A 17,988-nucleotide genomic window follows, 5' to 3' on the forward strand; every position below is an offset into this window, starting at 1 on the left:
CCGCCCGCGCTCAACGGCGCAGCGTGAACCGGAACAGTCCCGCCTCGCCGGCCACGAACAGCGCCCGGCCCTTCGGATCCCACACGCACGAGTGCGCAGCCTGATCGATGCGGGTCATCGCCAGCGCGCGCCCCGACGCGGCTTCGAAGACCTGGACAGTCCCGTCGTCGCAGACCGCTGCGACCAGGTCGCCGTCCGGGGCGACGGCAAGCCCGCTGACCCGCCCGGACCGGGGGCGCAGCTGCCCGGTGACCCGCCAGGTGGTGGTGTCCCAGCGGCGAACCGTGCCGGAGCCGCCGGTGACGAGCCACTTCCCGCCGGGCTCGATCGCCATCGCGTTCATCGGGCCGGACGAGGTCGCCACCCGGGTCAGCACCGCTGCACGGGCGACGTCCCATGCGGTCAGCCCACCGTCACGATCCACCGCGGCGACCCAGGTGCCGTCCGGCGAGACGGCCACGGCGTTGACGTCACCGGCGCCGTCAGTGAGGTTCGACCGTACGGTGCGGGTCTGCGCGTCCCAGATCCGCACCTGCCGGTCGAAGCCGCCGGTGACCAGCCAGGTGCCGTCCGGTGCGATCGCAACCGCGCGGGCCTTCGCGCTCAGTTGCCCCAACGCCCGGGTGAGGACCACGTCCCACAACTTGACCAGGCCGTCGCCGCCGACGCTCGCCGCCCAGCTGCCGTCAGGCGCCACCGCGGCCGTCTTCGGCGTGCCAGCGTGGGCGCCGAGGTCACGGTGCAGGTAGCCGTGATCGGCGTACCGGAAGAGAATCTCGCCGCGGGCACCCGCGGTCACCAGGGACTCGCCGTCGGCGGTGACCGCGACCGCCCGCAACGGGCCGGTTATGGCCGCTGCCCGCGAATCGAACAGCCGTGCGTTGGCGCTCACCTGCCAGGTCCGGAGGGAACAATCGTCACCGCCGGTCGCCAGCCATGCCGAGTCAGGCGCGAAGGCCAGCGCGTTGACCAGGTCGCTGTGACCACTGAGCGTGGCCAGACGCGCTCCGGTCCGCAGGTTCCAGATGTCGATCGCGCCGCCGTGCAGCGACGCCGCGACCCAGGCGCCGTCCGGCGAGACGGCGATCGTCCGCACGCTGTCGCGATCGGGCCCGGCGATCAGCGAAAGTTCGACACGCGTCGCCAGGTCCCAGAACCTGATTGTCGCGTCGCTGACCGTCGCCACCCACGCGCCGGCCGGGTCGGATGCGATCGTCCGGACCTCGGCGTCGAAGTGCAGCCTGTGGCGTACCTCGCCGGAGCCGACGTCCCAGACCCGGACGACGTGCTTGCCGTAGAGCTCCGCACCCGCCGGCGACGCCACGGCGAGCCCGTCGCCGGGGCCGGCCGCCAAAGCGGTCACCTCACGCCCGCCGGCCGTCAGGACGCGGCGCGTCGTGTCCGTCCTCAGGTCCCAGATCTGGATCGTGCCGTCGGAGTAGCCGGCCGCGAGCCAGCCGCTGTCGCGGCCCACCGCCACATGGAGCATGTCCTGGTGGTCGGCGGTGTCCGGCGGGAGCAGGCGCTGATCCCCGGTCTCGAGGTCCACGATCGTCGGGACACGCCACGCCGCGCTGCTGTCAGGACGGTGAGCCCGGCCGATGAGCCACCGGCCGTCGGGCGTGACCACCGGCGCCGGCGTCGTGTGGAGGACGCCGGTGAACGTCCGGATCAACCGGCCGCTGTCGGCGTCCCGGATCATCACCGTTCCGGACGCGTCGGTGGAGACGATGGTCGAGCCGTCCGCGGTGACAGCCACGCAGGTCAGCCGGGTGCGATGTCCGGTGAGGGTGCGGCGGGCCGCGGGATCCGGCCGGTCCGCGAGCGGCCAGTCGCTGATCAGAGCAGGCCCGGCCGGTTCCGGCACCGGACTGAATTCGCCCAGCCGCTGGTAGAGGATGTCGGTCAGCGAGTGGGCCGGGTCGGTGGGCGCCAGCAGGTGGGCGACCTGGCCCAGCGCCTGGCGCAGGCGCCGGCTCCGGTCGGTGCCGGCCACCGCCATGTCACGCATCGGGGCGGCCGGGCCGTTGACCTGCAGACTTGCGGCCACCCACCGGAGGTCGACGGCCAGTTCACCGGCGCCGTCGCGGTCGCCGGCCGCGATCAGGTGCTCGACGAGATGGTCCCAGAGATAGCGGGACGACTCGGGCAATACCCACCATCCGTCCGCCGGGCGGGCCGCGACGATCAACGCGCGGTGTGCCGCGCAGAGCCGCTCCTCCCCCATCTCCCCGGACAGGTAGTCGCGGACGACGTCATGCAGTTCGACCGCACCGTCCGGAGTCGTGGTGATCAGCGCGAGGTGTTCGAGGCGGTCCCGCAACGTTCGCGCCCGCAGCGGCTCCATCCCGCACGTGCCCGCCCACAGCGCCTCGACCAGTGGCAGCGGCGCCGCCTCGTCGCGCGCGAAGACCGCCAGCTCGGCCACGCGTTCCCGCTCGTCCTCGGCGAGCAGCCCGAGGCTCGCCTCAAGGGTCGCCCGCACGGTCCGCACCCGCTGCTCCGGGTCACTGAGATCGAGTGCCGGCGCAGCCGTGCCGGTGAGATCATCCACCTGGGAAATCCCGCCCCGGAGCCGGTGGAGCACGTCCTCCGGCCCGAGCCGCGACTCCGCAAGGATCCGGTTGATCAGGCGCAGCAGCAGCGGCCACCGCCCGGTCTCGGCCAGCAGCGAGGCTACGAGACCCGGGCTCAGGTGCGGCAGTCCGGCGGTCAGCACCGCCCGCGCCTGCTCCTCCGACATCTGGTCGACCTTGATCGACACGCCGAGCCCGTCCACCAGCAACCGGCTGCGGGTGGTCACGAGCCGCACGGACCTGCGGCCGGGCGGGAACGCGTCCAGTTGGTCCGGGAACCACACGTCGTCGACGATCACCAGCCGCCGCGGCCCGGAGTCGAGGACGGCGAGCAGGTTCTCCGCCGCCCGCCACACCTCGGGGTACGGCTGCATGCGGCCCGGCGCGATCTCCTCGACGAGCCGGTTCACCTTCTCGGCCAGCGCGCCGGCGCGCACGTCACGCCCGACGGTCACCCAGTAGACCTCGGCGCCGAACCGTCGCCGGACACGCCGGTCCGCACGCACAAGCTGCGCGACCGTGGATTTCCCGAAGCCGCCGGCGCCGTACACCCCGGTGGTGATCGCCGCGGTGCCGCGGTCGGTGTGCAGCGCCCGAATCACCTGGCGCACCTCGTCCGGCCGGTCCACAACCCAGGACGGCCGCCGTGGCCGGATCCGCCGGCCCGCCGCCGCCCGGTCGAACCGGCGCTGCGTCCACCAGGCGCCGCACGCGGCCAGGAACGCCACAGCGGTCGCTCCCAGGGTCCACCACCACGGATCCCGGCGGATGAACTCGATCCGGCCCACACCGACCTCGGTGGCCAGGTTGACCGCCACCGACACCGTGGTGGCCGCCACCACGCCCGCGGCGAGGGCGACGAGGACGAGGAGCAGCCAGCCGACTCTTCGCACCCGGTACTCCCTGCCCGCCGATGAGGACAGTCAGGTTAACTGGAGTGGCGACCGGAGGGCGAAGGACGTTCGGCGTCATCCGCCGCCCGGTCCCGGTCCAGGCCACCAGGCGACCGCCTCGCCCTCTCCGCCGTCGCCTGGTGGCATCTCCTGACGCTGCCCGGTCAGGCGCCGGTGTCCGCGCCCACGCCCTCCACCCCCGAAAAGATCAACCAAGCCGAGTTGAAGCTGCTCGCGCTCCGCGACTGGTCGAAGCGTGGCCTGATCGAGCCGGGCGAGGCACGCAAGATGCGGATGCGAATCACCAAGCAGATGGCGGATCTCGAGTAACCGGAAACCGTGAGCCGTTCGGGTGATTCGTGCGAAAGCGTGGTGTGAGCGGTGCCTGGTTAACTTGGCGGGTGACCCGCGAGTGGAGGACAGCCGGTGTGCTGCTCATGCTGCTCGCTGTTCTCGCGGCCGGGGTGCTGTATTCCGCCGGGAGTGTTCATCACGCGCATGGGCACGTCCACCACGTCTGTACGCCGCACGACGTGGTGAAGGAGCCGGCTCACGAGCATCGGCACGGCAACGAGTGGGTGCCGAATCTGGGGCACCGCGCGCGGCCGATGGTTCAGTCCGCGCTGGTCACGATTGTTCCGGTGGTGCCGGCGCGGGCGGTGGAGCCGTGTGCGGGGGTTGGTGAGCGCCCGGATCCGGATCTGAAGCTGCTGGGGGTTCTGCGGGTGTAGGAGCTTTTTGCCTCCAGTCACCCGAAATGTCCCGCAGAACAGAAGGACGATCCACTGTGCACCCGCAACCACCGCGGCGTACCACGCATGCCTATGGGACGCCGAAGAATCTGATTGTCTATGACCGCTGGGGGCGGTTCGGCCGGCCGGTCGTGCTGCTGCACGGGCTCTGTTACGACCGCACGATGTGGTGGCCGGTTGCGGCTGAGCTCGGGGCGGCGTGTGCGGCTGTGGCGGTCGATCTGCCGGGGCACGGGGAGTCGGCGCCGAGGGAGGACTACGGGCTCGACGCGGTCGCTCATGACCTGGCCATGCTGGTGCATGGTCTGGATCTGCGGCGGGCGCCGATCCTGGTGGCGCACGCGGAGTCGGCGTTGCTGGCGGCGGCGTTCGCGGAGCGGTTCGTGACCAGGACGGTCATCCGGGTCGGGAGCGGGCCGCCGGGCGAGGAGGAGATCCCGGAGCCGTATCGGCAGTTCGCGGTGCCGCGTCAGGACTCCGGGCTGAGGCGGTCCTACCGCGACTGGATCGGGCCTCAGCCCGACGCTCGCGCCGGCTTTCCGCACCTGCGCGACCCCGCCGGCTTCGCGGCCCGCCTCCAGAGCGTGGGCTGAGACGACCCACCCGCGCAGCGCGGGCTGAGCCGACCCACTCGCGCAGCGCGGGCCGAGACGACCCACCCGCGCAGCGCGCGCTGAGACGGAGCGCCCCGGCCAAGAGCCGGGGCGCTGCTTCTCAGACCTTCTGGGGGCGGCGCCGGACGAGCCAGAACAGGCCGCCGCCGACCGCGAACGTGATGAGGACGCCGAGGACGCCGGAGAGGCCGGTCGAGAGGAACTCGTTGTCGATGCCGCGGATGCCGTAGTCGGCGAGCGGGCTGTCGCCGAGCTGGTGGGAGCCCTCCTGCTGTGCCATGCAGGTGCCGCCGGTGATCTCGTCGTCGGCGTTGAAGGTGCAGCCCTCGCGGGCGGCGTAGTCGAGGCCGTCGGGGCTGCCGGAGGCGAAGTTGCTCACGACGCCGGCGAGGAGGAACGCGACCAGCAGGCCGGCCGCGAGGAACCAGCCGAGTTTCTTGTTCATGCGGCGGCTCCGACCTCGACGGGGGTGCTGGTGGGGGTCTTGCGGAAGGCGCGCAGGGCGTAGACCAGGTCGGGGCGGACCCGGGCGACCGTGACCACGGTGGTGGCCGCGATCAGGCCTTCGCCGATACCGATCAGGACGTGCACGCCGGCCATGGTGGCCGCGACGCCGCCGATCGAGAGCTGGGTGGTGCCGCCGAGCGCGTACTCCAGGACGAAGCCGAGCGAGGCCACCACGACGCCGATGACCGAGGCGATGAAGGCGGTGGCTCCGAGGCCGCCGGGGGTGCGCGGCAGGATCCGGAGCAGGCCGGCGACCAGAACGTACGCGGCGGCGGTGCCGAGCAGGGCCATGTTGGTGATGTTCAGGCCGATCGCGGTGAGGCCGCCGTCGGCGAAGATCAGGCACTGCACGATCAGCACGGTGGCGACGCAGAGCGAGCCGACCCACGGCCCGACCAGGATCACCGCGAGCGTGCCGCCCAGGAGGTGACCGGAGACACCGGGCAGCACCTGGAAGTTGAGCATCTGCACGGCGAAGATGAAGGCGGCGACGAGGCCGGCCATCGGGGCCAGCCGGTCGTCGAGATCGACCTTGGCCTTCCACACGCAGAACGCCAGCCCGGCGACCGCGATCACGAGAAAGATCAGGGAAACGGGACCGTCGATGATCCCGTTGGCGATGTGCATCGCCACTGCGTTGTCCATGGCACGCCCCTCCTGGCTCACAGGCAGCAGCATATTGACAGCATGGGGTTGTTGCCAAGAAGTTGCAACTGTGGGGTTCAGCGCACAGCTATAGGAGCCGCAGGACCATCGTGTCCGAGTTACCGGTGCGCCCGACGACCTGATAGCCCGCACGCTCGTACAGATGGCGGGCCTGATTGCCGTCCTCGACGCTGAGGCTCAAACCGGGAATCCCCCGCTGCACGGCGAGCGCGGCGATCTCGGCGAGGAGGTTCGACGCCACGCCTCGGCCGCGGGCCTCCGGGACGACGCCGACCGTGAGCTCCGGGACGTCGGCGGCCACGAAGCCGTAACCGGCGCGGTCGGCGGGCAGGGCACGACCCCAGACGGCACCGGCCGGGCAGCCGTCGATCACGGCCACCACCCCGATGTCACCGGGCCCGGGGAAGCCGGCGAGGTAGCGCTGGGCCATCTCGTCGGTGCGCACCCAGTCGAGGGTGAAGCGCGGCCCGGACCAGTTGTAGGCCGCCAGGACGATCTCCTCCAGGAACGGCACGTCGGCCGCGACCGCTTCCCTGATCCGCACGGCGCACCTCATCCGGTGAAAATGACCTGATCAATGAGGGATCATGGCATGAAATCGCTGGTACGCTCGCCCCGTTTTCATCGGGGAGGACATCATGGGAATCCTGGACCGGTTCCGGCGGCAGCCCCCGGATCCCACCGGCGCCGAGACTGCCACGATCATGATCGATCTGGCGGAGACCTTCCGCACGGGCACCGCGCGGCTCGGATGGGATCGGACCGAGGCCGCTCGCCTCGACGCGCTGTGCGAGGGCTTCCTGGCCACGAACCCACCCCCTGAATACAAGCACAACATGATCATGGGTCTGGGTGCGTACCTCGGTGAGCTGCTGGTACGTCACGGTGGCGGCCGCTGGGAGTACGACCCGAGGCAGAAGGCGGCGGTCGTCGCGATGCCCAACGGCCTGCAGGCCTATCCGCACAACAAGGTCGCCAAGCGGCTCGAGCACGGGCCCGAGCACAGCCTGCTGACCTTCTATCAGTACGGTCTGGCCGAACGCTGAACCACGCAGTGGGCGCCGTAGGGCGCGCTGCGGCCTCGCGCGGCAGTATCGCCGCGGGTCTGGTCAGGGCAGAGCGCGATTGCCCGTACCGTAAAAAGGAACGCGAAGGGTGACCCCGTCGAGAAGCAGTTCCAGCGCGGCGGGGTATGCGCTGCCCACCATCTCGGCCGCCAGCAGCGGCGCGACCTCGGCGACGTGCGGGTGGGTGGCCGACGGCAGCCGGGCGTAGGTGGACCGCCACACCTCCTCCTCGGCGAGCAGCGCGGCGTTGGGCAGGGCGAGCGAGGCGGCGTCGAGAGCGGCGAACGCCAGCGTCTGGTCGATGAAGGCGTGGTAGACCCGGACCTCGAGCGGCGGCGGCAGTCCTGCGCCGCGGAGCACGGACAGCACGGTCTCGTCGGCCGCGAGTTCGTTGGGACGGCCGGTGACCCGGCTCGTGGTGAGCACGGCGGCCTGGGGGTGCGCGGTGTACGCCGCATGGATGCGCAGACCGAGCGCGCGCAGGTCGTCGCGCCACCGCCCGGTGGGTGACCAGCCGGTCAGCGCCTGGCCGATGAGCGCGTCGCCGATCGCCAGGATCACCTCGTCCATCCCGCGGAAGTAGCGGTAGAGCGTGCTCGGGTCGCAGTCGAGCGCCAGGCCGAGCCGGCGCGCGCTGAGCCCGGAGCTGCCGTGCTCGCGAAGCAGCCGCAGGGCCGCCTCGACGATCAGCCGCTCGGACAGGACCGTTCCGCCGCGGGTCGGGCGGCGCCGGCGGCGTTTCTCCTCGGGGACCACTGGCTTCGCCATACCCTTATGCCAACACGGTTGACGTTAGGTTCGCAAGCCGCGTTTCATCAGGTCATGCGAATCCTCCTGGTGGGTGCCGGGGGTGTCGGCACGGCGATCGCCCGAATCGCCGCCCGGCGCCCGTTCTTCGACGAGATGGTGGTCGCCGACTACGACCTGGCGCGGGCATCGGCCGCGGTGTGCGATCCCCGCATGCGTGCGGTGCGGATCGACGCGAACGACCGGCGTGCGGTCGCGGCCCTGCTCCGCGACACCGGCTGCGACGTGCTGCTGAACGCGACCGACCCGCGCTTCGTGATGCCGCTGTTCGAGGCGGCCCGGTCGGCCGGCGCGACGTACCTCGACATGGCGATGTCGCTGTCCCGGCCGCACCCGTCGCGGCCCTACGAGCAGTGCGGCGTCAAGCTCGGCGACGCCCAGTTCGAGCAGTCCGCGCAGTGGGAGCGGGCCGGCCTGCTGGCCCTGGTCGGCATCGGTGTGGAGCCCGGCCTCTCGGACATCTTCGCGCGCTTCGCGGCCGACGAGCTGTTCGACGAGATCGACGAGATCGGGGTACGCGACGGCGCGAACCTCACCGTCGACGGCTACGACTTCGCGCCCTCTTTCAACATCTGGACGACCATCGAGGAGTGCCTCAACCCGCCGGTCGTCTATGAGAAGGACCGCGGCTGGTTCACCACGGCGCCGTTCAGCGAGCCGGAGGTGTTCGACTTCCCGGAGGGCATCGGCCCGGTCGAGTGCGTCAACGTCGAGCACGAGGAGGTGCTGCTGATCCCGCGCTGGGTCGGCGCACGGCGGGTCACGTTCAAATACGGTCTCGGTGAGCAGTTCATCGGCACGCTCAAGACGCTGCACCAACTGGGTCTGGACCGGACCGAATCGGTCACCGTGCCGGGCGGCACGGTTTCACCGAGGGACGTGGTCGCGGCCTCGCTGCCGGATCCGGCTTCGTTGGGCGAGCGCATGCGAGGAAAGACTTGCGCGGGGACTTGGGTACGCGGAAAGCACGCGGGCGAAAACCGGGAGGTCTACCTGTACCACGTCGTCGACAACGAGTGGTCGATGGCGGAGTACGGCAGCCAGGCCGTGGTGTGGCAGACGGCCATCAACCCGGTCGTCGCCCTCGAACTTCTCGCGACCGGCGTCTGGACGGGCACCGGTGTCCTGGGGCCGGAGGCCTTCCCGCCCCGGCCGTTCCTGGACCTGCTGACCGCGTACGGCTCCCCCTGGGGCATGCGGGAGCAGACCAATCCCGGCCGATTGGCTTCGGCGTCCCCGCAGGTGGCCGCCTAACGTCGGGCGGGTGACCGTAGGTTTCCTCGGCCTCGGGGTGATGGGCCTGCCGATGGCCCGCAACCTCGCCCGCGCCGGCACCGACCTGATCGTCTGGAACCGCACCGCCTCCCGCGCCGCCCCTCCCCTGCGCGCGGCCGTCTCCCCCGCCGATGTTTTCACCGGCGCCGACGTGGTGATCCTGATGCTCGCGAACGACCGGGTCGCCGACCAGGTCCTCGACGGCTGCGACGTGAGCGGCCGGATCGTGGTGAACATGGGCACGGTGGCCCCGGCGTACTCGGCCGCCCTCGGAGCCCGGATCGCGGCGTCGGGCGGCGCCTATGTCGAGGCCCCGGTCTCCGGCTCGCGCGGGCCCGCCGAGGCGGGCTCGCTGGTCGCGATGGTCGCCGGCGACGATCCTCACGTCGACGCGATCACGCCGCTGCTCGCACCGATGTGCGCGTCGGTGGTCCGCTGCGGCCCGGTACCGTCCGCGCTGCGCATGAAGCTGGCGGTCAACACGTTCCTGATCAGCATGGTCGCCGGGCTGGCGGAGTCCTTCGACTTCGCCGCCCGCGCCGGCCTCGACCTGTCGGTCCTGCGCACGGTCCTCGATGCGGGACCGATGGCCAGCGCGGTCTCCCGCGTGAAGGCCCGGAAGCTGGCCGAGCGGGACTTCGAGGTGCAGGCGGCGGTCAGCGACGTCCTCTACAACAGCGAGCTGATCGTCGCGGAGGGTGCGCCCTCACCCCTGCTCCGGGTCTGCCGCGACCTTCTGGCCTCGACGGCCGCGGCAGGCTTCGGGGGCGAGGACATGGCGGCGGTGGTCAAGGCCATCAACGCTCAGGACGTACGCCGGAACGTCGCGTCGGACCGCCCGGCGGCCGTGGTGATCGAGTCGATCCGCAGCTGATAGTTGCTGTGCCGGATGTAGCGGTCCGGGAAGTTGTACGACTGGAACGACGACCACGCAGCGTCCGCGAGCCCGGCGACCTGGCGGAACGTCGCGTCCTGCCGGAACGTCGCCGTGCCGGTGTTCGGCTCGAGGCGCAGCACGTAGTTGTTGTGCCGCAGGTAGTGGCCGGGGAAGTTCACCGACTCGAACGACACCGCGGCACTGTCGGCCAGGCCGGGCACCACCCGGAACTGGGCGTCCAGGGCCGGCGTCACGTTCGCATCGATGCGAACGCCGTAGGACTGGTGGCGCACGTACCGGTCCTGGAAGTTGTAGGACTGCAGCCGCTGGACGGTGACCGCGCCCGGGTTGCCCAGCTCGCCGGAGGGACCGGCCAGGACAGTGGTGGTGGAGACCGGGACACCGAGGCTGGGCGTGCCGTCCGGGTTCCAGGCGATCCGCTGCGCCCGGCTGGTCCGGGTGGTGCCGCAGCCCTGCGACGACGAGTCGTTGGCGTGGTAGACGATCCAGTCCTCGGTGCCGTCCGGCGACTTGAAGAACGAGTGGTGGGCGGGGCCGTACACACCGTTGGCGTCGGAGCGCTGGAACCACGGGCTGGCGAACTTCGACCAGGAGCCCCGGTTCAGCGGATCGGAGCCGGTGAGCTCGAGCGCTCCGATCTTGTAGTCCGGCGTGCCGCAGTAGCTGGCGGAGTAGGTGAGGAAGGTGCGGCCGCCGCGCTGCAGCACGAACGGGCCCTCGTTGACCGGGTTGCCCTGCCGCTCCCAGGAGAGCGTGGGCTCGGAGATCAGCGAGCCGAGCGCGGCGGGCGTCCACGGGTTGGTGAGCCGGGAGACGTAGAGGCTCTGCAGTCCGCCGTTCTCGAAGCCGCTGTTGTTGTTGAAGGCCGAGAAGACGAAGTAGTTGACCCCGCCGACGGTCATCACGCTGCCGTCGATCGACCAGCCGTTGTTCGGCATCAGCACCAGGGCGCCCTTGTACGTGTACGGCCCCATCGGATCGGTGCCCGCGCTCTCCAGGACGTGCTGGCGCTGCCCGCCGCAGCAGGCGGACGGCCCGGCCGAGTAGTACAGGTACCACCGCTGGCCGTTCGGGCCGTTGAGCAGGTGCAGGCTCGGCGCCCACATGTTCGACACCGCGTTCGGCTGCGACATCGTGAACACGGTCGTCTCGGCGGCGGTGCGCAGGCCGGCGAGGGTGGCCGACCGGCGGATGAGGACGCGCCCGGTCCAGGTCGTGGCGGCGTAGTAGTAGTTGCCGTTGTGGTAGCCGAGCCACGGGTCGGCGCTGTTGGGCGTTCCGACGACGGGGTTCTGGAACGAGGCTCCGACCGCGGCGCTGCTCGGGGCCGGCGCGGCCACGAGGGAGACGACGAGAGCGGCCACTGTCAGCAGTCCGGTGATCAAGCGTCGCACGGAGAAGTCCCGTCTCTCGTTAGCGCTCACAAAGTTGACGGGCATGTTACGAGACATCGACATGCCTAACAAGGTCGAAAATTTTCTGATTGCCGAATCGGGCCTGTTTCATCGATGTTTCTTGACGGGCTCCCCGGGTGGCGTGCATGTTAGCGATCACACATGCACGTCTCCCCCGCTCCCGCATTCAAGGAAGTCATCGATGGGTATCCCCGCTCGCATCCGTCGCAAGGCGGCGGTCGTGCTGGCCCTGGTCGTCGTCCTGCTGACCGGGTTCTCCGCACCGGCGTCCGCCCAGTTCATCACCGTGCGCAACCCGGTGATCTCCCAGCGCGCCGACACCGCGATCTTCAAGCACACCGACGGCTACTACTACATGACCGCGTCGGTGCCCGACTACAAGCGCGTCGAACTGCGCCGCGCGACCACCCTCCAGGGCCTGGGCACCGCCGCCACCACCAACGCGTTCGTCGCGCCGGGAAGCGGAGCGCTCAGCGGCTGGATCTGGGCTCCGGACATCCAGTACGTGGACGGCGCCTGGTACATGTACTTCTCGGCGTCGCCCAGCACCGCCGTCTTCGACCAGCGGCTGTACTGGATCCGCAACACCTCCGCCAACCCGATGACCGGCTCGTGGAGTGCGCCGCAGCGGTTCAACACCGGCTGGGAGTCGTTCCAGCTCGACGCCGCGTCGTTCGTCAACCGGGGTGTCCGCTACTTCACCTGGGCACAGGACAGCCCGTCGACGAACTTCAACAGCCACATGTACATCGCCCGGATGAACGGGCCCACGGCGATCACCGGCTCCGCCGTGGAGATCGCCCGGCCGACCGTCGCCTGGGAGAAGGAGGGCGTCGCAGGCGTCGTGGAGGGCCCGTCGCCGCTGGTGAAGAACGGCCGGGTGTACATCGCCTACTCGGCGTCGGCAACGGACTCGCGGTACAAGCTGGGCCTGCTCTCGTCCTGGGACAACGTCGACCTGCTCAACCCGGCCTCCTGGTACAAGCACCCCAACCCGGTGTTCCAGACGGCCAACGGTGTCTACGGTCCCGGGCACGGCAGCTTCACGGTCGCCGAGGACGGCGTCACGGACATGCTCGTCTACCACGCCCGTGACTACGCCACGCCCAACCCGGACGCGCTGACCGACCCGAACCGGCACACCCGCATGCAGCAGCTGCTGTGGCGGGAGAACGGCGACCCGTTCTTCGGCCAGCCGATCCCCAGCACGGTCACCAACCCGGGCATCCGGGGCCAGTTCAGCAACCGGTGCGTCGACAACTACAACCGGGACACCACGCTCGGCGCCCTGGTCCGCCTGTACGACTGCAACGGCGGCACCGCCCAGCAGTGGGAACTCACCTACCGGGCACCCACCCACTACGAGATCCGTAACCGCAACACCGGCACCTGCCTGGACGACCTGAACTTCAACACCGCGTCGAACGCCGATGTCGGCCTCTACACCTGCAACGGGTCCACCGCCCAGCAGTGGATCGTCCAGGACCGGGGCAGCGGCTGGTTCTCGCTGCGCAACGTCGCCGGCAACATGTGCCTCGACAACTACGCGTGGAACAACGCCAACGGCGCGCGGCTGTCGCTGTATCCGTGCAACGGCACGGGCGCCCAGCTGTGGCGAATGGGCTGATCCGCTCCATCACCGAGCGCCGGCCGCCACGGGGCGGCCGGCGCTGTTCATGAAAACGGCGGTCGATGAACCGCGCGATGTTACCGGCCCGTTAATAAGGCTGGGAGGTGTCGCGATGACCCCGAAGAAACATCGCAGCCCGCGTGCCCGATGGGCGGCCTGGACGGCGGGCGGCGTCACGCTCGTCGTGGTGGTCGGCGTGATCGCGTGGACCGTACCCGTGCCGCTCCTCGACGGTTATCTCCGCGACCGGATCGTCAGCCAGGTGAGCAGCCAGGTCGCCTGCCCCGGCGCGGCGGAGGTCCGCACGGAGGTGACCGTCGGCGGCGGGCCCCTGGTGCGGCAGGCCGTGCGGCAGCGCCTCTCCGAGGTCCGCCTGACCGTGCCCGACGCGACCCTCAACGGCGTGCCGCACGCCCGGTTCACCGCCACCATGCGCGACGTCACCCAGCCGTCCGGCGGCACGCATGTCGGCAGCATGGACGCCGACATCACGGTCGGCTTCGAGAACCTGCCCACGCCGGAGGGCACCCCGAAACGTACTTACCGGCAGGCGGACGACGGCGGTCTCTCCGTCGACGTGGTCATGCCGGCCAAGGCCGCCGTCGGCATCCGGGCCAAGCTGTTCATGAAGATGCGCCTGCGCGGCGACACCGCGCAGTCGGTGCCGGAGCGATTGGAGATCTTCGGACAATCGGTTCCGGCCGCGCAGGTCAGCGATCTGGCGGGAGGGGTACGCAGCCAGCAGTTGCCGCCTCTTCCGGACGGCGTCACCTACCGCTCCATCGTCCCGCGCGGTGACGGTGTGCACATCGAGATCGGCGGCGTCTCCACCACCGCCCTGAACACGCTGCCCACGCGGATCGGCGAGCGCACCGTCTCGTACTCGGCGGCCGGCGGCCTGCTGGGCATCAACACCACCGCGATCGGGCTCCCGCTGACCATCCACACCGAGCCGGTTCTCGGCGACGGCACGCTGACCCTGGTACCCCGGCGGGTACGCGCCCTCGGCGTGGATCACCAGCCCGACTCCCCCATTGCTCGGCTGGTGCTGGGCCAGGTCGACCAGGACGCGCTCCGGCGTGAGCTGCCGGCCCTGCCCGGCGGGGTCACCTACCGCTCGGTCAGCGTCGACCCGCAGGGCATCAAGGTCGTCATCGGCGGCGTCACGACCCGGCCGTTCTCGGTGCTGAAGCAGCCACCGGGCGCCCCGACGGTGTTCGGCGCCGAGAACGGCCTGCTGACCGCCACCACGAAACGCGAACCCGAGAAGGACACCCCGGTCGTGCTGTACGGCCGGCCCGTGATCAAGGGCAGCACGCTGGACATCTCACCGGACCGGATCGACATGTTCGGCGTACGCTTCCCAGCCGCGAACGTCCTCGCCGAAGTGGCACCCCAGCAGACGACCCAGGCGCTGCGCGAGCTGCCGCCCGGCCTGGCCTACACCGGCGTCGAGGTCCTGCCGGACGGCCTGCGGATCCGCCTCACCGGCCGCGACGTCACCCTGCAGCAGGGCTCCCTGACCTGCTGAGGCCGAATCAGTCCAGGCAGAACTCGTTGCCCTCGATGTCCTGCATGACGACGCACGACTCGTTCACGCCGTCGGCGACCAGCGTACGCACGTGGGACGCGCCGAGGGCCTCCAGCCGCGCCTGCTCCGCCTGCAGCGTCGCCAGCCGCTCGTCACCGACGAGCCCGGTGCCGGCCCGCACATCCAGGTGCACCCGGTTCTTGACGACCTTGCCCTCGGGCACGCGCTGGAAGAAGAGCCTCGGTCCGGCCCCGGTCGGGTCCACGCACGCGAACCACGAGTTCCGCTCCTCCGGCGCCTGAGCCGCGTGGTAGTCGTCCCAGCTCCCGAAACCGTCCGGCACCGGCGGCACCACGTACCCCAGAACCTCACACCAGAACCGGGCGACCCGCTCCGGATCGGCACAGTCGAACGTGACCTGAACCTGCCTGACCGACACCATCGGACCACCATAGAGGCGATCTTCGGGACAGCCTCGGGTGACTCGCCTACGTTGGGGACGTGGATCCCACCGCGGTAGGCATCGACGGCGCGGTCGCCCTCGTCGACGCATGGCTGGCCGAGCCGACATTGGATGAGCACGCAGAACACCTGCGGAACCTCACCGAGCAGAGTCCGGCGGCAGCGGAGAACCTGGTGATCGGACTCACCCAGCTCGCCGCGGGTCTGGCGTTCGCGCTCTCCCAGAACACCGGCATTCCGATGTCAACCGTGCTGACAGACATGTCCGCGGCCATCAAGGCCACCAACGCCGAGGACTGATCCACGTGAACCGGTTCATCGCCTTTCAAGCCGGCGGCGGCTGACGGTCTGCCGCGGCCAGCAGCAGGTAGGCGCTCGCCGTCCACGTGTAGGCGCGGTCGCGCAGCCCGGCCCCCGTCTCGGCGTCGAAGTTCTCCGCGAAGCCGGACCTCTCGCACAGCGCCAGGAAGCGCTCGCGGATGCGGTCGGCGAGCCCGATGTGGCCGGCGCGGCGCAGGCCGTCCTCGATGAGCACCGTGGAGGGCGCCCAGATCGGCCCGCGCCAGTAGCCGTCGGCGAGGTAGTCCGGTGAGGCGGGTGGTTCGGTGGCCAGGCCGTGAACGGTCAGATGGTCCTCGATCCGGGCGGCGAGCTGTGCGCTGGTCCCGGGAGGAAGATCCTCGCCGAGGACGATCGGCATCAGGTCGAGCAGGCTCCTGCTCGCGCGCTGCTGCCCGGAGTGAACGGCCCGGGAGACGAAACGCGGTTCCTGCCACAGGTCGCGGAACAACGCCTCCCGTACGGTATCGGCGGTCTTCCGCCATTGACGGGAGTCATCCGGGCGGTCGAGGGCCTCGGCGACGTCCGACAACTCCCGCAACTGCAACACCAGGAAGGCGGCCAGGTCGGCGGTCTCGAGGACCCGCTCGCCGTCGAAGGTGGTGGCGTTGTCCCAGCCGCTGTCGTTGCCGTGCTGGTAATGCGGCAGATCGCGACCTGGTGCCCGCCGGTGGTCGAGCCAGAACCGGGTCCAGGCGGCGAGCCGCGCGTACGCCTCCTCCAGCTGGTCCCTGCTCAGGGTGACCCGCTCGCGGAGCAGGCGGAGCGCCCAGCCGTGGACGGGCGGTTTGACGAAGTTGTGCAGCACCTCGGAGTGGGTGATCGAGTCGGGCAGCGCACCGGCCGGGTCCTGATGGTCGAACGGCAGGAGGAACTGGTCCCACGCCAGGCCTGGTTCCCCATCGGCGAGCGCGAGGGCGTTGAAGCAGTGGTCCCAGCTCCAGATCTTGTCCATCCAGTGCTTGGACATCAGCACGCCGGGGCGGGCGAGGAAGCCGGCCGGGTCGACGGTCGCGGACCACAGGACGTACGCGGCGAGCTCGGCGGCCGGGGTCCCCGCGCCGCGCCACGGTGCCACGGCGTCCACGAACGCGGCGAACCGCTGCCCGGCGGCGGTGGCGACCTCGTCGAACGAGCCGGTCGCGGCGAACGGCGGATGCCCGGTCCGGTACTCCTCGATCGCGATCTCCCAGCCGCGGTCCGCGGGCAGGATCAGGTGCCGGGTCCCGTCGCCGAGTGCCTCGACCCCCGCGGTGCCGGTGATCGCGCCGGCCAGCACGGTGATCCGGTAGCGGCGGCCGGTCTCGTACGACGTGAGCACGTGCCCGCCGCTCACCGGGTCGCGGTAGAGGTAGCTGCCACTGAACGGCGTCAGCGTGCCGGCGGCGACGGCCAGGCGCAGGCCGAGGCCGGTTCCGCGTACGCGAAGGGCGCCGGCACTCTGGTAGGCGGCCTCGATCCGATGGCCGTCCGCGTGCTGCCATGTGAGCCGGGACGGGGTGGCGACGATCGCGGTCTCGGCGGGCACGCCGCCGCGCAGCGGCACGAACCGCAGGACGGCGTGCATGCCGGTCTGGTGGGAGACCAGGTGCAGGTCGTCCGCGTACCTCTTCTCGGCGATCACCGGCGAGAGGCCGAACCATGACCCGCGGTAGGAGAACGGGATCTCATGGACACCGAAGGTGGGACCGTGCATATGCCTGCCCTATCCGGGGTTGCGGGAGGCGAGCCAGGTGGCTGCGCGGCGGGGTGAGGCCTGGGCGAGCCAGGCGTCCTGGATCAGCTCGGCGAGTTCGCCGTGGGTCAGCTCACTGATCCGGGCGGCGCGCAGCAGCACCGACGGGTGGCCGTCGAAGTGGCTGGTGGTGAAGAACGGGGTCGTGGCGTCCTGGATCAGGGCCTGCTTGTCCGACTCCGACTCGACCCAGAACACGATGACGTCCGTCAGGCGCTCGCCGGTGTCAGGGTCGACGGCGTCCGGTCGCGGTGTGCGGAAGAAGACGAACGACTTACGGCCGACCTGGTAGATCGGGTTGTCGCCGCCGCCGTACTCCACGGTGACGTGTGGCATGGCCTGCGCCAGCTCGTGCACGTCCTCGACGGTGGCGGGGCGATCCTCGTTCAGGGACACCTGCCACCTTAGCTAGGTGGTGACCGCGGCTGTTGCCTCCTCCCGGGTGCTGCCGAAGTGCAACGGGACGAACTGGCCGTTCTCGTCCCTGCCACATCTGACCAGGACGCCGGCGGCCAGTCCGCCGTGTGGTGGATCCCAGGTCACCAGCGGTGAGAATCTGCCCTCCGCGCCGGATGCCGCGGCCCGGTCGGCGATCTTCTCCGCGGCGAGAGCCTCGGGCGACGTCTGGTCGGACATCCAGCCGAGTACCCGGCCCGCCCGCACGACGGCGCCGTCCCGCGTGGCGCACCACAGCGGGTAGCCCTGCGTGATCGTCGTCACCAGGCCATTCTCCGGCAGCACGGGCGCCCACCGGCCGGTATCGAAGAAAGCTCGTCCGGGGTGTGCGCCTGCCGATCTGAGACGGAGCAGGATCACGCGCC

At 70.6% G+C, this 17,988-nt stretch carries 19 protein-coding genes; 9 read left to right on the forward strand and 10 right to left on the reverse strand.

From position 1 onward, the window contains the following. Window positions 1-10 precede the first annotated feature (10 nt). Window positions 11-3,469: a WD40 repeat domain-containing protein gene (locus AB0M02_RS29045; RefSeq protein ID WP_364232350.1), complete on the reverse strand. Its 3,459-nt coding sequence runs from the start codon at window positions 3,467-3,469 to the stop codon at window positions 11-13. 174 nt (window positions 3,470-3,643) lie between these two features. Between AB0M02_RS29045 and AB0M02_RS29050 the strand changes: the two genes are divergently transcribed. From AB0M02_RS29050 to AB0M02_RS29060, 3 genes are all read left to right on the forward strand, one after another. Continuing rightward, entirely contained in the window at window positions 3,644-3,799 is a 156-nt protein-coding gene (locus AB0M02_RS29050; protein ID WP_364232351.1) for a hypothetical protein, read from the forward strand. 71 nt (window positions 3,800-3,870) lie between these two features. Then, a complete protein-coding gene (locus tag AB0M02_RS29055) occupies window positions 3,871-4,200 on the forward strand; it encodes a hypothetical protein (protein WP_364232352.1) in 330 nt (109 codons plus the stop codon). 56 nt (window positions 4,201-4,256) lie between these two features. Further along, window positions 4,257-4,814: an alpha/beta fold hydrolase gene (locus AB0M02_RS29060; RefSeq protein ID WP_364232353.1), complete on the forward strand. Its 558-nt coding sequence runs from the start codon at window positions 4,257-4,259 to the stop codon at window positions 4,812-4,814. A gap of 121 nt (window positions 4,815-4,935) precedes the next feature. Here AB0M02_RS29060 and AB0M02_RS29065 read toward each other — a convergent pair whose 3' ends face one another. The 3 genes from AB0M02_RS29065 to AB0M02_RS29075 all read right to left on the reverse strand — a co-directional run bounded on the left by AB0M02_RS29065 (window position 4,936) and on the right by AB0M02_RS29075 (window position 6,552). After that, on the reverse strand, window positions 4,936-5,280 hold the full coding sequence (locus AB0M02_RS29065; protein WP_364232356.1) for a PDGLE domain-containing protein: 345 nt from the start codon (window positions 5,278-5,280) through the stop codon (window positions 4,936-4,938). Next, window positions 5,277-5,987 (reverse strand): energy-coupling factor ABC transporter permease, encoded by a 711-nt coding sequence (locus AB0M02_RS29070; protein ID WP_364232750.1) that lies wholly within the window; start codon window positions 5,985-5,987, stop codon window positions 5,277-5,279. The genes AB0M02_RS29065 and AB0M02_RS29070 overlap by 4 nt, the downstream gene beginning before the upstream one ends. A gap of 88 nt (window positions 5,988-6,075) precedes the next feature. Continuing rightward, a complete protein-coding gene (locus tag AB0M02_RS29075) occupies window positions 6,076-6,552 on the reverse strand; it encodes a GNAT family N-acetyltransferase (RefSeq protein ID WP_364232358.1) in 477 nt (158 codons plus the stop codon). Between the two features lie 94 nt (window positions 6,553-6,646). Here AB0M02_RS29075 and AB0M02_RS29080 point away from each other — a divergent pair, with 94 nt between their 5' ends. Then, window positions 6,647-7,054, forward strand: a complete 408-nt coding sequence (locus tag AB0M02_RS29080; RefSeq protein ID WP_364232360.1) for a hypothetical protein — start codon at window positions 6,647-6,649, stop codon at window positions 7,052-7,054. Window positions 7,055-7,117: 63 nt separating this feature from the next. On the opposite strand, the gene AB0M02_RS29085 is transcribed toward AB0M02_RS29080, so the two are convergent. Then, window positions 7,118-7,843, reverse strand: coding sequence for a TetR/AcrR family transcriptional regulator (locus AB0M02_RS29085; protein WP_364232361.1), 726 nt, complete (start codon window positions 7,841-7,843; stop codon window positions 7,118-7,120). A gap of 54 nt (window positions 7,844-7,897) precedes the next feature. Between AB0M02_RS29085 and AB0M02_RS29090 the strand changes: the two genes are divergently transcribed. After that, window positions 7,898-9,136, forward strand: a complete 1,239-nt coding sequence (locus AB0M02_RS29090) for a saccharopine dehydrogenase C-terminal domain-containing protein (RefSeq protein WP_364232364.1) — start codon at window positions 7,898-7,900, stop codon at window positions 9,134-9,136. Between the two features lie 10 nt (window positions 9,137-9,146). Then, entirely contained in the window at window positions 9,147-10,031 is an 885-nt protein-coding gene (locus AB0M02_RS29095; protein WP_364232365.1) for an NAD(P)-dependent oxidoreductase, read from the forward strand. Here AB0M02_RS29095 and AB0M02_RS29100 read toward each other — a convergent pair. Then, the gene (locus AB0M02_RS29100) at window positions 9,962-11,449 is read right to left on the reverse strand and encodes a family 43 glycosylhydrolase (RefSeq protein WP_364232367.1); all 1,488 of its coding nucleotides are present in this window, start codon (window positions 11,447-11,449) and stop codon (window positions 9,962-9,964) included. The genes AB0M02_RS29095 and AB0M02_RS29100 overlap by 70 nt on opposite strands. Before the next feature lie 202 nt (window positions 11,450-11,651). Here AB0M02_RS29100 and AB0M02_RS29105 point away from each other — a divergent pair, with 202 nt between their 5' ends. Together AB0M02_RS29105 and AB0M02_RS29110 are read left to right on the forward strand one after the other, a co-directional pair. Next, window positions 11,652-13,097: a family 43 glycosylhydrolase gene (locus AB0M02_RS29105; protein ID WP_364232369.1), complete on the forward strand. Its 1,446-nt coding sequence runs from the start codon at window positions 11,652-11,654 to the stop codon at window positions 13,095-13,097. 115 nt (window positions 13,098-13,212) lie between these two features. Beyond that, the gene (locus AB0M02_RS29110) at window positions 13,213-14,631 is read left to right on the forward strand and encodes a DUF2993 domain-containing protein (protein WP_364232372.1); all 1,419 of its coding nucleotides are present in this window, start codon (window positions 13,213-13,215) and stop codon (window positions 14,629-14,631) included. Window positions 14,632-14,638: 7 nt separating this feature from the next. Here the strand turns inward: AB0M02_RS29110 and AB0M02_RS29115 are convergent, their stop codons facing one another. Next, on the reverse strand, window positions 14,639-15,073 hold the full coding sequence (locus AB0M02_RS29115) for a VOC family protein (RefSeq protein ID WP_364232376.1): 435 nt from the start codon (window positions 15,071-15,073) through the stop codon (window positions 14,639-14,641). A 59-nt stretch (window positions 15,074-15,132) separates the two neighbouring features. Between AB0M02_RS29115 and AB0M02_RS29120 the strand changes: the two genes are divergently transcribed. After that, window positions 15,133-15,393, forward strand: a complete 261-nt coding sequence (locus tag AB0M02_RS29120; protein ID WP_364232378.1) for a hypothetical protein — start codon at window positions 15,133-15,135, stop codon at window positions 15,391-15,393. A 25-nt stretch (window positions 15,394-15,418) separates the two neighbouring features. Here AB0M02_RS29120 and AB0M02_RS29125 read toward each other — a convergent pair whose 3' ends face one another. The 3 genes from AB0M02_RS29125 to AB0M02_RS29135 are packed head-to-tail and all read right to left on the reverse strand — an operon-like array spanning window position 15,419 to window position 17,887. Continuing rightward, a complete protein-coding gene (locus AB0M02_RS29125) occupies window positions 15,419-17,128 on the reverse strand; it encodes a trehalase family glycosidase (protein WP_364232381.1) in 1,710 nt (569 codons plus the stop codon). A 9-nt stretch (window positions 17,129-17,137) separates the two neighbouring features. Beyond that, the gene (locus tag AB0M02_RS29130; RefSeq protein WP_364232384.1) at window positions 17,138-17,563 is read right to left on the reverse strand and encodes an MmcQ/YjbR family DNA-binding protein; all 426 of its coding nucleotides are present in this window, start codon (window positions 17,561-17,563) and stop codon (window positions 17,138-17,140) included. A 12-nt stretch (window positions 17,564-17,575) separates the two neighbouring features. After that, a complete protein-coding gene (locus AB0M02_RS29135; protein ID WP_364232386.1) occupies window positions 17,576-17,887 on the reverse strand; it encodes a hypothetical protein in 312 nt (103 codons plus the stop codon). Between the last annotated feature and the right edge of the window lie 101 nt (window positions 17,888-17,988).

This window comes from Actinoplanes sp. NPDC051861 (assembly GCF_040681145.1).
In the GTDB taxonomy this organism is placed as follows: Bacteria; Actinomycetota; Actinomycetes; order Mycobacteriales; family Micromonosporaceae; genus Actinoplanes.

Coding starts and splice junctions, on each gene's coding strand:
- AB0M02_RS29065 (WP_364232356.1), bottom strand. CDS start 5,280: ATGAACAAGAAACTCGGCTGGTTCCTCGCGGCCGGCCTGCTGGTCGCG.
- AB0M02_RS29070 (WP_364232750.1), bottom strand. CDS start 5,987: ATGGACAACGCAGTGGCGATGCACATCGCCAACGGGATCATCGACGGT.
- AB0M02_RS29080 (WP_364232360.1), top strand. CDS start 6,647: ATGGGAATCCTGGACCGGTTCCGGCGGCAGCCCCCGGATCCCACCGGC.
- AB0M02_RS29085 (WP_364232361.1), bottom strand. CDS start 7,843: ATGGCGAAGCCAGTGGTCCCCGAGGAGAAACGCCGCCGGCGCCGCCCG.
- AB0M02_RS29090 (WP_364232364.1), top strand. CDS start 7,898: ATGCGAATCCTCCTGGTGGGTGCCGGGGGTGTCGGCACGGCGATCGCC.
- AB0M02_RS29105 (WP_364232369.1), top strand. CDS start 11,652: ATGGGTATCCCCGCTCGCATCCGTCGCAAGGCGGCGGTCGTGCTGGCC.
- AB0M02_RS29110 (WP_364232372.1), top strand. CDS start 13,213: ATGACCCCGAAGAAACATCGCAGCCCGCGTGCCCGATGGGCGGCCTGG.
- AB0M02_RS29115 (WP_364232376.1), bottom strand. CDS start 15,073: ATGGTGTCGGTCAGGCAGGTTCAGGTCACGTTCGACTGTGCCGATCCG.
- AB0M02_RS29125 (WP_364232381.1), bottom strand. CDS start 17,128: ATGCACGGTCCCACCTTCGGTGTCCATGAGATCCCGTTCTCCTACCGC.